Below are 15,434 nucleotides of genomic sequence, written 5' to 3'. Positions count from 1 at the left end.
CTGGAGCGCTTTCAATACAGAATCTAAATCAAATTTTTGTGTAGTCATGGGTCATTTCTCTTTTTGTATCTTAACTTATCGAAATGACACAGAAAATTGAACACTACCAGATTGCGATGTGATAAAACTGAACTAAATCACGGTAAATCCCCCCAGTTATTAGTAATGCAATTCCTGAAGCGCCCCTACACACTAAAATGGCACCCACTCAAGATTCCCGCGCTCTGGGCGGGCTGTTTCAAACCAAAAACGCAGAAAAATCAATAACTACTCCAAATCAGTATTGTCCAATTTTTACGTAAATCCCTTAACTCGTGCATCAATTGCAAAGACAAAAATCATGCCTCTCACATAACAGTATGAAAAATAAAAATATCAAAGTGAGTTATATGTACAGCCACCTAACAGGAATTACATAGCCAACATTGTGTTGTGAATTTACACTTGGGTGTCTTTGAAAATGTCCTATCTTTGAAAATGTACTATAGAAGTGAGCGCCATCGTGGATGGTATAGAGAAAATTTATAGGTTTAAACAGTAAGTAAGTGGTGAGTATGAACTATGAATACGGAACAAGCATATAACACAATAGCGAACGTGTTATTCGCACACTTTGAGCCAAATGAACAGTTTGACAGGCTTGAGTTGAAGATGGAAATAGGTGATGGCGCAACTTCAAGGGAAGTTTGGAAATATTTCAATGGGGTGAGCTCTCAACCGATTGGAAAAAGCTTGCCATTGCAAGCTGGGGCTGATTTACGGCGAGCTGTCTTCTTTCTTCGCGATAATTTGCTAGAAACAGCCAATGAGCAGATCTGGGGATTGACTTTTATCCTCTACCCGGACAGCAGCTTTAATATAGAGTACACCTACGAAAAGTCTGACTGGCTAAAAGGCGGTGAGTAAGGCAATGCCCACTCAGTTAACGTTTAGGATAAAAGCGCCCGACTTTACGGGCGTTTTTTGTTCTTTGCCAATGGAAACGCTATTGTCAGCTTGCTTGTCGTTGCTGCCAGAATAAGGCGTCCTGCCAGCGCTGCTCTTGCTGATAAAAATACTCCCGCTGAGTGAGGTAATTAATAAACTCGTTGCCTATGTATTGTCGGTACTCCCCGAGCGTGTTTGGCTTGTTGTCCAGCCAGTCTGCGATGGCTTGCGCTGCTTTGAGCCCCGTTGCCAGCGCTTTGTAAACGCCCTGAGAGCTGATTGGGTCGTAGCACGAGGCCGCGTCGCCAACTGCCAGCCACCCATTGCCCGCTGGTGGGTTTAACAAACTGGAAGGCGTTTTCCAGTAGTGTAAGTGAGCAGGGGGCGCGAGTGTGTTTACGCGACCTGCAAGATGGGCGGTTTGATTTAACAGCGCGAACCAATTTTTGGGGTCTTTCAGAGCATATTCTTTGGCAATAGTTGCGTCGGTTGTCAGGCTTACCACCAGTTGGTTGTTGGGGATCGATGCGCAGTACCACCACCCGAGGTTGATGGCTTCGAGCAAGGTAAGCTTTAGCGCATTTAGGTCGGTATCTTTGCAATCAAAGTAAGCGGCAATGCTTAACATCGCATCCTGCATCTTGATTTGTGCCCCGAACTTGCGCGCGACAATGGCAGGCTGACCTGTGGCATCCACCACAAAGCGACATCGCACTGGGGGCTGGTTATCAAAAGACAGCTGAAATGGGTAGGTGGCGTTGTGAGCAACCGATACAGACGCAAAGCGTGTCTCACCGGCAAGAAGGCCACCACCTTGTGTAAATTGATCTGCCATAAATTTATCAAAACGGCGTCTGTCGAGGTGCCACCCTGCGCCTAAAGGGTTGAATAAATTGTCATTAAAGCCCAATTGCTCGCTGCCCCAGCAGGAGAAACTGCCCAGGCATGGCTCATGCCCTTGCAGTTCAAAGGCGTCAGCAATGTTCAGGCGCTGAAACAGTTTACGGGTATCGGGCGGAATACTCTCACCAATTTTAGGCTTACTGTAGGTACCAGCTTCGGCAACAAACACCTTGCCGACGCCGATATTCTGTAGCGCGATCCCGGTCGCTGCCCCTGCCGGGCCACCACCCACTATGACTACGTCAAATTCCCTGTTGTTATCAATCGCGCTCATATTGTTTCCTTATTTCTTCTTCGTTGCCGTGCCGTTGCCACCGATCATCGGCCAGGGAGTCGGATCGGCTAACTCAGGTTCATAGTTCGACAATCTGCTTTCGACCTCAAGGTATACTTCGTCAGGATACGGTTTGCCATCATCAATGACCGTGCCTTGTACTACCACGCCGATATCATCCCATTTGGTCAGCATTTCCCTGTACTCCCAGAAGCGCCCGGCATTTGCCAAGTCATGCTTATCCTGAGGGCTGTTTTCCTGTGGATATGTGCCGGGGCCCCGGACTGAGTATCGCGGCGCCGGCAGTTCATCGCTACTGATATCATAGTCTTCTGCCACATACACCGTGACCGGACGCTGCGCTGGCCACGACCAGTAGAGGGTTTCAGAGTTGAGCTCATTGGGAGAAGTCTGGTGGATGGCGCAGGAATTGTAATCCGCATGCCAGGGCAGGGCCATAAACTTGGTGGCGTCGCCAGGCTCTAAACCTAAATGCTCAACGTCTTCGTGCTGAGGGATCCAGCCCAGCCCCAAAAATGGCTTATCGGTATGCACATTAGTGTAGTTAAGCGGTTTATGCTTGATCCGGAAAGGTCCGGCACCGGTCAGCCAATCCTGATACATCGCAGGTTCCCGAATGATCCAGGTCATATCAATGCCCGGACTAAAGCGTCCTCCCAGGCAGTTTTGCAGGGTAGCCCGATCCAGGTACTCACCCTCACTGAGTTTTTGTGTGCTGCCATGCACATAATTATGATTCGACCAGCTATGCAGGAACTGATACTGCGTAATGGTGGGGGTCAAAAAGGGCTTGCCACCCGCTGCGCTTGAATCACCCAACGCCAGTGGCATGAGCGGGGCACCTTCGTCAATCGACTGCGAGCGCCAAGTGGCCTCAGTTCCCGGGTTTGGCTGACGAATATAGGCTAAACCAGCCAGGATGGTGCTGTCAGGGTCATCTTCGGCGGTGATAGCATCTACCGATTTGTGCGCTTGTATGGCAATTTCGGGTAAGTAGGCATTCCACAGCTGCTGCCCGGTGGCTTTAAATATGGGCCTTATGTGGTCGTCAAATGCTGGTTTGTAGTCCGGGTTAAACTTACCATCGTGGTATAATTCAGGCTGTAGGTTCAGCTTTCTGACAAAGGTATCGTAGGCTTCATCGAACAAAGACACCACATTCAGCGTCTGTGGTGCATAACTGGGGTCAGTTACAACCGCCCAGCCGCCAAATACTTCTTCAATACTGCCGTCGTCAAATTCAACCACTGCGGTAACCGGACCATCCGACGTATCATCAAACCACTGGTCATTGTTGACTGGCCCTTCAATTGGCACTGGCTTGTCTTTGCTGTCGAGTCTCCAGCCTACGGCTTTACCGTAGCCGCCCGCCACGATCAGGCGTCCTTTGTCGTCAGTATGCAGCTCTCCCAGGCTGGTGATACCGCAAGCAGTGCGAGGTTTGTGCATATCACTGCGCTCAACAACATCCTCGATTTTAAACTGTGCACTGTGCACTTGTTCATTTTTCTTTGGGATATCCAGATAGTCGAAATGCATATAAGGAAAGGATTTAGGGTAATCTGCCACTTCAACTTTGTTGCCATCTTTGAGGTAAGCCGCCACTTCACTATTATCAAACTCAGCTTGAGTATTTTCACGGTCTACCACCCGCGGGCCGGCATCGATCACTAAACGAGACAAACGGGTTTCGTTGTACGGGTCCAGGCCTTCGGACAGGTTACGTAAAACCGGAACATTACCATTTTCGTAGGCAACCACGCCATGGTCGTCGTCGTTTACAAACCAGGCCGATTTCTTATTCGCCAGATGTACACACCACTTGATGTTGATGACAGTTTTGCCCTCAAAGCAGGCACCGACAGTCAGCTCCTGACATTCACCTTGCTCCGGGTAACTCGGCTGCTCAACTCCGGTGTAAGCGAAAACACGAAAACGCGCCGCCTGACGTTTAAATGCGCCATGCTTATCTCGCAACTGAGAGCTGGTGATTACTTTGTCTGTTGCGGGGTCCAGCGGCAGGCCGCCGGTGGTTTTTTGCGGTTTGCCGGGCTGAGGTAGCGCCGCAATGCTCTCCGGCGCAAGGTAATATTCTTCACTGTTACCAACGCGTGCAATGCCAATAGCAGGGTGAATTTTAAATAGTGTTTTAGACATGATAACTTTCCTTATTCGTCATTTGGCATTGAAAACAAAGGCAACACGCCATTTTGCCAGCACGCCGAGATTGCAGCGCCATTTTTGTACATCACGACTGCAAAGTCGTCCGGCGTTTTACCTGTTTGGAAAGTGGTGTTCATGATCTCCAGAAAGTCGCTAAAGTGCTGTAACTGAATTTGTTGCAGGCTTTCTTGTCGCTCACTGTCCGATGAGGTGACAGGATAGGTGTCGGGCAATGGTTGTCTCAGTAAATAGGTGAATTTCTCATAGTGATCCCATGTTGGCTGAATATCATCGGCATTATTTTGATATTCCGGCGGGATATACTGCGCATCTTTTTGATAGCCTTCACCCTGATCTGTGATTAAATCAATCAGGTTAACAACCTGAGGCAGGCCGTCATTTTTGTCTTTTGTCACAGTTAGCTGGGTATCCGGGTAAAATCCGGCAAAGTGATTTACCTGATTAACATTGCCAGTCAGGTAATCAGTGCACTCCTCACACCCTTGCTTGATTGCGTTGTATAGCTCACCAATTGAACCATACTGATCTTTAGGTCGGGTATTATTATATCCCTTATCGCCAGGCCAGACCGGGTACTCGATGATACACATGGTATTCAGTCGTTCTATGTCAAAGGGGCCAATCTCTGTTGAGTAGGGCTGATAAATATCTTTAGGGTTAGGATCATCCAGGTCAAAATCCAGATGTGGGATTTCCCCGCCATACGGAGGCGCTGTGATCTCAACCTTTGTGCCAAACGCATTAGCGATATTTGCAGCAGATTGCAGGTGAAGCATCTCCTGGTTTACCACGGACTTTACAAGCCTGCCCGCTTCGGTGGACTGATCCTTGATGGAATACATGGCTGCCATATAAAACGGGATGGTATACATTTCAACATCCACAGCCCATTGCAAATGTGCGCGCAGTTCCTCTATGGTCCAGTGACCGGGTTGCACTTTGCATGGCGGTGTTAGCTTTTTAGCCACCAGACGCGGCGACGGGTTTTCGAGTTTAATCATGCTAGTTCCTTTATGGGTTAAGCTGCTTACGCATGAGTGCTTATTGCTTTAAGGAACTTACGTGCGACCCACACGAACTACCTATTCCCGAATGCTTTTAACCATGTATTGCAAGCAGACTTCGACGGTACATAGAGAAGAGACAAGGTTTGAAATTTCGAGGCGTGATAACGAACGGCATTATCACGCCCGGAAAATCCGGGCGATGCATTTGTCTAATCAAAAGCTAGTTCAAGTAAACGACAAATCAACCAAACCCGACATTACATTGGCATTACAGCCGTTGGTGTGCCCTCAATTAACTGGAAATGCGACACATTTTTTTAGGCAACACCGATTCAAAATCGGCTTTTTGTGGGCAGAGCGATTTCAAACCGGATATGCAGCAAAATCAATAACCGATGCAAACCAGAATTATCCAGTTTTTACGTAATTACCCTAACTTTCGCATTAATTGAATAGGCAAAAATCATGCTTCTCTGTCAGAAGCTTGGTAAGTAAAAATATTCAAAAAAATCAGGTTTATAAGCGTATTGCTTGACACTCCATCGCACTGCATATGTTTTTTCCTTTACTTCTAAAAGCAAGTTTTTGTTCATTTTTTGCTCTAAGAGGCTTGACCTCTTACCACCTTGAGCTAGCCTTTTGTTGCTAAATTGTAATTTTTGGAGCAAATAAATGAAAAAAATAACACTCACTGTTTTACTCAGTATTATGTCACTCTTTGCACAACTGGCGCACAGTAGTGATGAACTGGAATATCCTGTTGTGCTGGTTCATGGCCTGTTTGGCTTCGACAATCTGCTGGGCGTGGATTATTTCTATCGCGTGCCCTCGGTTATCCGTCAGGAGGGCGGCAACGTCTATGTGGCTGAGGTATCTTCTGCACATAACTCTGAGCTGCGTGGCGAGCAGCTGCTTGAGCAGGTTGCACTGATCCGAGCCCTCACTGGCAAAGACAAAGTGAATCTGATTGGTCATAGTCAGGGCGCGCAAACCATTCGTTATGTGGCGTCTGTTAAACCTCAATGGGTCGCCTCAGTGACCAGCATTGGGGGCGTTAACTGGGGTAGCCGTTTTGCTGATGTGGTGCGTGGTGGTGTCGATCAGGGGTCGTTCTCAGAGCAGTTTTTGGCGTCACTGGCCAACGGTTTAGCCGGGTTGATTGACCTGTTATCGGGCAAGCCCACAGCACCTAAAGATGCACTTGAAGCGCTGAGTGCACTGACCACAGAAGGCACTCTGGCGTTTAATCAAAAATACCCTGAAGGTGTACCACAACAGTATTGCGCTCAAGGTGATATGTTGGCCGACAACGGCGTTTACTACTTCTCGTGGAGCGGCAGCCGGGCGTGGACCAACCTGTTAGACCCAACAGATAATGCACTCTTGTTGTTCTCAGGTGTGTTTGACGAAGCCAATGATGGCCTGGTATCGGCTTGCTCCAGTAACCTGGGGTATGTGATTGGTAACGACTTCAAGATGAATCACCTGGACCAAGTTAACCAAACTATCGGGGTTCACCATTTGTTCGAGACCGATCCGCTCACAATTTACCGTCAGCATATTCGTCGTCTGAAAGGTCTGAATCTATGAGGCACTGGCGTCTGCTTTCACTCAGCTGTATCGGGTTGTGTGCCTGGCTTTGGTATTTGGCTGGACAGCCAGCCAGTACAGGCACGGCTCACGCCGTAGCATCCAGTGAGCGCCCGGTGACAGAGGCGCCAAACACGATTGCCCAACAATCTCATGTCGCGATGCCAGCACAGGCTGCGCATTGCGGCGCAATCGTCAAAGCCCATAAGCATCAGCTTGATGACTGGATCTTAGCTTTGCAAAGCGAGCAGCTGGAGCAAAACTGGGCTCACTATACGCACCGTTTACCACTGTGCCTGCAAGCGTTGGCCCATGACTACATGAACTATAAACAGGCGCTGACAGAAGTAGAAAACACGCTTACGGTTCACGAGCGTTTTGAGGCACTGCAAACGCTTCAGGGTCAGCACTTTTCAGATGAGGTGATCGCTGCCTGGTTTGCGGATGAGAACCGCTGGAATGCGCAGACACTGGAGCGCTGGCAAATTCTGTCTGATCAATCGCTCAGCGAACAGGCACGGCGCGAACTTATTGATGCACACATCAGTCAGCTCCCACAAGAAGAGCGAGAAACCATAGTGGCGACCCAAACCCTGATCACACTAAAACAAGGCTGGCAGACTATGGATTACAATCAACTCAGCGCCGAGTATGGCGATGAAGCGGCTGCACGCCTGATGCAAACCCGTAAAGAGCAGCAGCAATGGCGAGAGCGAGTCGCTCAATTTAAGCAGCGACGTGCAGAGATACAGGCTGGCCAGAGCGGGGGAGCGCAGCAATCGGCACTGGCTGCGCTGAGGGCGTCTATGTTCACAGACACAGAACAAAAAAGGCTGGCAGTGGTCTTAGCTAATTCACAGTGACTTGCCGGGCAAACTCCTAACTGGTTATTTGCATAACAAATTATAACGAACCTTTACAAAAAGCGCTGTGTGGTTTCAGGTACTGACTCAACCGCTCTGGTATAATGCGATGCGCAGTGACATTGAGGTAACGTGCTTGATTGTGCGTGCCAGAGATATGTTTTTTTGAAGTAAGGCATGGCGTTGAACGCGCGTTTTCTCTCCATGGCTAAGAAAGAGGTAAATAAATCGGAATGAGAAATTCTGTATTGGCTTTGTTGTTTATGGGGGTGCCAGGCCTGGCGATGTCATCAACCAACTACATCGTGACTGTAAGCGTAAAAGACGCGGTGTCAGACAGGCAGTTTCCGTCATTTGTGCTCCAGTCTCTCGATCAGGTTAACACTGTGCGCTCAGGTGACTGTAAATACACCGGTTTGCTGTCCAGGCAGAGTGAACAGGTGCTTGTGTTACATGGAAAAATGTCTTGCATCTATGAACAGGGATCCTCTCATATGGATATGCCCGAATTCTCTATCAGCGATGAGGGCGGCAGTGGCAGTATAGAGATGGGAGAGGAGGGTACTGACATGTGGAAATACAGTGTAGATGTTAAAGTACAGGACCTGTAAAACACATCAGACTCAAGCACAGTCAGCCTTAGGCAATAATAAACAGTATGACGCCCGAACTAACTGACTGCTCACGCCCAGGCTCCGGATTACTTTCGGCACACGCCGCTATCGCAACGAGACTTGCCAGTCAGCCAGTAAGAAATGCGATAGCGGTTTTTGGCAAACAGTAAATAAAACTTATCAGCGATGGGCTTAATGACAGGCCATCTGAGTGGCGCGTACAGCCAACCCATTCCCACTAATCGCCACGCCAGATGCGTAACATCCAGACCCAGCAACAGATTACCTTTGGCATCCAGCGCGTGCAAAACTGTGTTTGCCTTTTCCGGGTCAATGCCAGGGTAGCGGGCAAATTCGTCGCTTAAAATATCGACCGTTTTAATGCGTTGTGCTTTATCTCGTTTGGTCAGTGCAGTCATTTCCTTAACGCACAAAGGGCAGCTGCCGTCATAAAATATGGTGAGTTCGCTCATTAGCTTATCCGGTTGTTTTTAACGCAATACGCACTGGTAAAATAATAAGATCATTGCCGGCGTATGTCTGCATATTATTTCAGAGTGTTATCTTCTTCATAAGACCGTGCAACCGTCGAATTGTATGTCGGTAAAAAACGAACTCAGCAGACGCAAGAGCTAAGCTATTTACCTCTTAAAAGGGCTAATTGTAACTATGTCCAACCTTTGTGATCTAAGTGTGTAAAAGATGATCTTTTGGTTTTTTCTTTCTCTATATTTAGTGATGTTTCATCATCTAATCAATAACATAAAGCCAAGCCATTAATAATTATGGTGTTCAATCAGCGGCGGTCTTTAATTATAATATTTCGATTACTTAATGAGTCGTTGTGTAAAAAACATACCCGGGCTAATCCGTATTCAGGCGTTAGGCTCCGGCTTTATTGTGTACAAACATGCTGCATGGTTATGCCATTTTTACACATAAAATCGCTGGTATTTTGCACTCTTTTTTCAGGTTAAAAACAGCCGCCAGAGATATTTGGTTTTAGTATCTCTGGCGGTTTTTTATTCGTCTGAATTATTGTTAAATTAGGGAGCTTTACAAAGAGCATGGCAATAAAAGATTTATCCATTACCAAACAAATAAGTTTGAGCTTTTTTTCGGTATTTTTTGTTTTCTTTGCAGTGAGTCTGCTGACCTATAACGGACTGAGAGGGATCAGCGATGATCTTGATTCAATTGTACAAACCAGTATTCCTTCGGTAGAAATCGTTAAGGACTTAAAGATAGAGCTCACTACCATTCGTAAAGATGAGTTTGGTGCCACCATGAACCCGGACCACCCCGAAATGAGCGAGTGGCTGAGCATTCTGAGAGACTTACGCGCCGGGGTAAATCGTAAAATTGCGCTGTACAGCCAGCTTAATGTAAGCGTAAAGGAGCGCCGCCAGTTCGAGGCGTTTGAGTCTGCCTGGCGAAAATATGCGGCGGCTACGTCGGACTTTAACGCGCTGGTGCGCAGTGGTGAAGTGAACCGCGCTAATGAGACGGTGTTGAACAGCTATCCCGTCTTCGCCAAGGCCATGGACGAGCTAAGTGAGCTGGAGAAAATCAACAGTGACAATGTGGGACATGCTGAGTCATCAGCCATCGGTGCTGTCAAAACCGTGATCACGGCCATTATCATTTGTACTTTGGTGTGCGCTGTGATGATTGCGCTGATCTGTGTTGTGCTCAGCGGGGCCATTAGACGTCCTTTGGAAGAAGCCATGAACCTGGCCGGCAGCATTGCAAATGGCGATTTAAGTACCCGCATTGATATTGACTCGGCAGGCAGCAACGAACTGGGCTCTTTGCTGGTGTCACTGGAAAAAATGCGTCAGCAGTTAAATGGCCTTGTTGTGAAAATTAATGACAGCGCTATCTTGCTCTCTTCCGCGGTTGAAGAAGTGAATATGATTTCGGCACAAAACGCCCAAGGCATGGAAAACCAGCAAAACGAATTGCAGTCTGTGGCCTCTGCCATGACCCAGATGCAGGCCGCCGTATCTGAGGTGGCGCAAAGCACCGAAATGGGGGCGGAGTCTGCTAACCAGGCCCACATGAAATCGCGCGAGGGCAGTACGGCACTGACAAGCAGCATGTCGCATATTTCCGCGGTGGCAGAAACCGTAACGCATGCGGGCGAGCTGGCGGTTAACCTTGAAAAGAACGCGCAGAATATCAACGTGGTAGTCGACGTGATCCGTGAAATTGCTGAGCAAACGAATCTGCTGGCGCTGAATGCTGCCATTGAAGCCGCCCGTGCCGGTGCGCAGGGCCGTGGTTTTGCAGTCGTTGCCGACGAAGTACGCTCACTGGCACGCCGTACTCAGGAATCAACCACACAAATCGTTGAAATTGTCAGTGACTTGCAACAAAAGTCCAAAGAGACGGGGGAAGCCACACGCACCTGTCAGACCGGGATTGATGTGTGCGTGGAGCAAACCGAGACGGTTAGCCAAACCATCAGCCAGATTGAACAGGAGATCGACAGCATTGCAGCAATGAGCACGCAGATAGCGGCGGCTTGTAATGAGCAGTCTGTGGTTTCTGAGGAGCTCAACCGCAATATTGAGAACATTAATGTAGCCGGTGTTGAGATGACCGAGGGAGCCAATCAAATCTCCCATGCCTGTCATGATATCAGTGAGCTGGCCCACAGCCTCAAGTCCAGTGTCGAGCAGTTTAAATTGTAATAGCACCTCTTTGATGTCGGGGAGTTAAAAGCGTAAATTCCCCGGCAGTAAATTATACCCGCGAAGAAATCGCCGAATGCCTTGCGTTGGTGGCGCTTTCTTACCCCAAAAACAGGCTGGGCTCATCGCCTATCTGGGCAGCGCTGTCTTCATCATTTACCTTTTTAAGTCCTGCAAACCAGCCAGAGACAACTTGGCTATTCGGTTGGTGTAATACTGTGTCATTGATAATAAAGTAAAACGCCCTTCATAATGAAAGCGAACTAGGCTAAAAGCTGTAAAGGAATCGACAATGACAGATAATCATGAAAACGATAGAACATACATCTATGTTGGTACAATCGGCGCTAAAGGGCATGGTAAGACGACCTTAACCGCCGCGATAACGCATGTGTTAGCAAAAGAACACTTATCAGCACCGCAGAGCTTTGCCTCAATCGACGATGCGCCTGAGTACACCACAAATGCAGGTGTAACTTACCGTAGCTCAATGGTCGATTATGTCTCAAAATCATACGTTTACTTTCATTCAGACTGCCCCGATTATATGGACTATGTTAAAGGGCTGATCACAGGTCATTTGAGGATGGGCACCGCCATCCTTGTGGTTAGCATTGATGTCGGCTTTAATCGCGAAACGGATGAATATCTCAGGCTGCTGCGCTCGATGGGTATTGGTAATGTCATTGTTTATATTAATAAAGCCGACAAGATACACGACGAAGCGTTTATCAGTGAGATGGCGTCTCTCATCACAGAGCAGCTAGAGGAGGCGGGGTATGACAGAGCTTTGAGCCCGGTGATCGTGGGCTCGGCTAAAAAAGCGCTTGAAGGAGACCCCAAATGGGAAAAAAGCATCAAAGCGTTAGTCCAGGCAATGGAAGACTATGTTGTTCCGCCTGTGCCTCTGAAGGATCAGCCCTTTGTGATGCCTGTTGAAGATATCTTTATGGTAAGTTGGCGCGATACACTTGCGCGTAGCAGAATAACAAGTGGCACGCTTTATAAAAACGACGAGCTGGAACTTGTGGGTATTCGGGATACTCAGCACACACGGTGTTCCAGTATTGAGGTCGAGCGAAGGCTTAAAGACAGCGCACAAGCCACTGAATTGGCTGCTGTAGGCTTAAAAGGGATCGATAGAGAAGATATCGAAGAAGGTATGGTACTCGGTAAAAACGGGTCAATTAAGCCATATACACGTTTCGAAGCGCTGCTTTATTGTTTGACCGGCGATGAGGGCGGACGTAAAACGCCTCTGCACAATGGATTTGAAGGTGACTTTAGACTGCATTATCTGGACGTGGCAGGCACAGCAAGCTGGCCTCGGGACATTGAAATGATGGTGCCGGGCGATGAGCTTAACGTGACCGTCAGGCTAAGCAAATCCATGGCGATGAAAGCGGGTGTAAAATTCGAAGTCCGCCAGCATGATCAGGTTGTCGCTGTAGGGCGTGTAACTTGCCCTATTGACTGAGTTTTCTAGAAAAAGCGTCAGCGCCTGCTGTTGCAGGCGCTGACATTTTGGGTAGGATTACAACTGATGACGCAAATCAAAACGGTCCAGCTGCATCACTTTGTGCCAGGCCTTAACAAAGTCCTCTGCAAATTTTTGCTGGGCGTTGTCATAGGCATAGACTTCGGCCACGGCGCGCAGCTCTGAGTTTGAGCCAAAGATCAAATCCACACTGGTGGCCGTGAAGCGCTTTTTGCCCGTGCTGCGGTCTATGCTCTCGTACAAACCTGCCTGGCTGGTTTTTTGCCACTGATGAGACATGCTCAGCAGATTGACGAAAAAGTCGTTGCTGAGCGTGCCCACTTTATCGGTAAATACGCCGTGCTGAGAGTCCATGGCATTGACACCCAGTACACGTAAACCACCCAGCAGCACCGTCATTTCTGGCACAGTTAAATTGAGCTGATCGGCTTTATCAACCAACATTTCGGTTGGTGAGCGGTAGCTGGCATTCACGTCAAAGTAGTTTCTGAACGCATCCGCTTTTGGCTCAAGCAGCGCGAATGATTCCACATCGGTTTGTGCCTGAGTTGCGTCGGTGCGCCCTGGGGTAAAGGGCACAGACACCGTAATACCGGCGTTTTTGGCTGCCTGTTCAACTGCGGCTGCACCTGCCAGCACAATCACATCGGCCATAGAGACTTGCTTAGTGCCACCGGCTGCGCGGTTAAAGCGCGCCTGTACAGCTTGCAACTGATTTAAAACTGACGATAGCTCATCCGGGTTGTTAACTGGCCAGTCTTTTTGTGGTGCCAGCATAATGCGGGCACCGTTGGCACCACCGCGCATATCCGAGGCACGGAAGCTGGCAGCAGACGCCCAGGCAGTGCGAATAAGCGCCGGTACGCTGATCCCGGTTTGCAGAATATCCAGCTTAATGGCTTTGGCATCGGCTTCGTTTATCAATGCATGATCTACAGCCGGAACCGGATCTTGCCAGATCAACGCTTCATCAGGGGCGGTATTGCCCAGGTAGCGGGCACGCGGACCCATATCGCGGTGCGTAAGCTTGTACCAGGCTTTGGCAAAGGCCAGACGGTATTCTTCAGGGTTGGCCAAAAAGCGCTCGGCAATTTTGCGATACTCCGGGTCGTACTTGAGTGCCAGATCTGCGGTCGTCATCACTGGTGAATTAAACTTCCCTTTGACATGTGCATCGGGTACCGAGGTGTGCAGTGCCTCATCGGTTGGGATCCACTGAATGGCACCGCCCGGGCTGCGTGTTTGCTGCCATTCAAAGTTCAGCAGGTTTTGCAGGTAAAGCGTAGTCCAGCGGGTAGGTGCCTGAGTCCACGCGCCTTCCAGGCCACTGGTGACGGTATCTTCAGAGTGGCCTTTACCACATTTGTTTTTCCAGCCAAGGCCTTGCTCTTCAATGGCGGCTCCACCGGGTTCTTTACCCACACATTTACTGGCCTTATGCGCGCCGTGCATTTTACCAAAGGTGTGACCACCGGCGATAAGCGCCACGGTTTCCTCGTCATTCATGGCCATACGACCAAACGCCACGCGGATGTTTTTGGCCGAGCCTACCGGATCGGGCTTACCTTTAGGGCCTTCCGGATTGACGTAGATTAAGCCCATGTGTGTAGCACCCAGCGGGCGTTGTAATTTACCGTCTTTTTCTTCGCGATCACTGGCCAGCATTTCAACCTCAGGGCCCCAATAGACTAAGTCTGGTTCCCAATCGTCGGTGCGCCCACCGGCGAAGCCATAAGTTTTAAAGCCCATGTTTTCAAGGCCAACGGTACCGGCCAGGATCATCAAATCGCCCCAGGAAATTTGCGCACCGTACTTTTGCTTAAGCGGCCACAACAGGCGCTTGGCTTTGTCCAGGTTGCCATTGTCTGGCCAGCTGTTGAGCGGATCAAAGCGCATCTGACCGCCATCACCACCACCACGGCCATCTAACGTACGATAGGTACCTGAGCTGTGCCAGGCCAGGCGAATAAACAACGGTCCGTAGTTACCCCAGTCGGCTGGCCACCAGTCTTGTGATGTAGTGAGTAACTCGTTCATATCACGCTTTAGCGCCGCCATATCCAGCTTGTTGAATGCCATAGCATAGTCGAAGTCTTCGCCCAGTGGATTGGAGCGGCCGTCGTGGTCGCGCAAAGGAGATAAATCTAGCTGATCCGGCCACCAGAACTGATTGGATTTGGCCACGCCCATAGGCACATTGCCAGACCCGACAGCGCCTTTAGGCTTGCTGATCTCGCCATGTGACTGGCTGCCTTGTTGCAGGTCGTTGTTGCTGGCGCAGGCGCTGAGGCCTGTTACCGCTATACTTACCAGGGCGGCTAAGGCTGATTTTCTGAATACTTTTGTGGTCATAGTGGTTACCTTATTTTTGTGAAATGCCTGCCGACCAGCCAAATCCTACCCAGCCGCCAGTACATTTGCTTAATTCTCAGCGAGTATAGTTACAGGTTTGCAAAATTGTTAATAGAATTTATAGATGCCTGCATTCGTAAAAATCAATCATGGTCACTATTTCAGCAGTCTCGTCGTAAAGTGCTGGTTTTATCTGATGATGGCTCAGTTTTTATTTGCGTGTAATAACGTGTAATGGTTTTGCGTTGGGATTTGTCTGTACCATTTACAGCTTTGAATGAGAATTCAAGCGCAAACAAAATAGCCTTTCTTTGTTTCTTTAATGTGTATATATGTTGATTTTAGGTTTAAATATTAAACTCTTAATATATGATAAATAAGACAAAAAATGTTCTAATAGCTGTTTTTTGTGTATATAATCTAAATAATTAAATTTAGTTACAAAGTAAGATGTAAGACACCGGAAGCATTCAGTCTGTCTTCTGTCAGGCGAAAAAACCGCAGT

The 15,434-nt window shown here is 48.6% G+C and carries 11 protein-coding genes; 6 read left to right on the top strand and 5 right to left on the bottom strand.

The features are described 5' to 3' along the window. Positions 1 to 561: 561 nt before the first annotated feature. On the top strand, positions 562 to 906 hold the full coding sequence (locus TW77_RS19095) for a hypothetical protein (protein WP_046006566.1): 345 nt from the start codon (positions 562 to 564) through the stop codon (positions 904 to 906). Positions 907 to 991: 85 nt separating this feature from the next. On the opposite strand, the gene TW77_RS19090 is transcribed toward TW77_RS19095, so the two are convergent. The 3 genes from TW77_RS19090 to TW77_RS19080 are packed head-to-tail and all read right to left on the bottom strand — an operon-like array spanning position 992 to position 5,310. Further along, complete coding sequence (locus TW77_RS19090) at positions 992 to 2,104, bottom strand: tryptophan 7-halogenase (protein WP_046006565.1); 1,113 nt, start codon at positions 2,102 to 2,104, stop codon at positions 992 to 994. A gap of 9 nt (positions 2,105 to 2,113) precedes the next feature. Next, positions 2,114 to 4,282, bottom strand: coding sequence for a LodA/GoxA family CTQ-dependent oxidase (locus TW77_RS19085; protein WP_046006564.1), 2,169 nt, complete (start codon positions 4,280 to 4,282; stop codon positions 2,114 to 2,116). Positions 4,283 to 4,293: 11 nt separating this feature from the next. Then, positions 4,294 to 5,310, bottom strand: a complete 1,017-nt coding sequence (locus TW77_RS19080) for a ferritin-like domain-containing protein (RefSeq protein ID WP_052713278.1) — start codon at positions 5,308 to 5,310, stop codon at positions 4,294 to 4,296. A 678-nt stretch (positions 5,311 to 5,988) separates the two neighbouring features. Here TW77_RS19080 and TW77_RS19075 point away from each other — a divergent pair. The 3 genes from TW77_RS19075 (at position 5,989) to TW77_RS19065 (ending at position 8,380) form a co-directional block, all read left to right on the top strand. Beyond that, on the top strand, positions 5,989 to 6,906 hold the full coding sequence (locus TW77_RS19075) for a lipase family alpha/beta hydrolase (protein ID WP_046006563.1): 918 nt from the start codon (positions 5,989 to 5,991) through the stop codon (positions 6,904 to 6,906). Continuing rightward, positions 6,903 to 7,769 (top strand): lipase secretion chaperone, encoded by an 867-nt coding sequence (locus tag TW77_RS19070; protein ID WP_052713277.1) that lies wholly within the window; start codon positions 6,903 to 6,905, stop codon positions 7,767 to 7,769. Before TW77_RS19075 ends, TW77_RS19070 begins: the two co-directional genes overlap by 4 nt. A 233-nt stretch (positions 7,770 to 8,002) precedes the next feature. Then, complete coding sequence (locus TW77_RS19065) at positions 8,003 to 8,380, top strand: hypothetical protein (protein WP_046006562.1); 378 nt, start codon at positions 8,003 to 8,005, stop codon at positions 8,378 to 8,380. 89 nt (positions 8,381 to 8,469) lie between these two features. Here TW77_RS19065 and TW77_RS19060 read toward each other — a convergent pair whose 3' ends face one another. Next, positions 8,470 to 8,856 (bottom strand): thiol-disulfide oxidoreductase DCC family protein, encoded by a 387-nt coding sequence (locus TW77_RS19060; protein WP_046006561.1) that lies wholly within the window; start codon positions 8,854 to 8,856, stop codon positions 8,470 to 8,472. 594 nt (positions 8,857 to 9,450) lie between these two features. Between TW77_RS19060 and TW77_RS19055 the strand changes: the two genes are divergently transcribed. Further along, positions 9,451 to 11,079: a methyl-accepting chemotaxis protein gene (locus TW77_RS19055; RefSeq protein WP_046006560.1), complete on the top strand. Its 1,629-nt coding sequence runs from the start codon at positions 9,451 to 9,453 to the stop codon at positions 11,077 to 11,079. Between the two features lie 292 nt (positions 11,080 to 11,371). Then, entirely contained in the window at positions 11,372 to 12,556 is a 1,185-nt protein-coding gene (locus TW77_RS19050; RefSeq protein WP_046006559.1) for a GTP-binding protein, read from the top strand. A gap of 57 nt (positions 12,557 to 12,613) precedes the next feature. Here TW77_RS19050 and katG read toward each other — a convergent pair whose 3' ends face one another. Beyond that, on the bottom strand, positions 12,614 to 14,929 hold the full coding sequence (katG, locus tag TW77_RS19045; protein ID WP_046006558.1) for a catalase/peroxidase HPI: 2,316 nt from the start codon (positions 14,927 to 14,929) through the stop codon (positions 12,614 to 12,616). Positions 14,930 to 15,434: the final 505 nt, after the last annotated feature.

Origin of the sequence: Pseudoalteromonas rubra (assembly GCF_000967655.1) — a bacterium.
Taxonomy (GTDB): domain Bacteria; phylum Pseudomonadota; class Gammaproteobacteria; order Enterobacterales; family Alteromonadaceae; genus Pseudoalteromonas; species Pseudoalteromonas rubra_A.
This window is presented reverse-complemented; position numbering and strand designations above follow the sequence as displayed.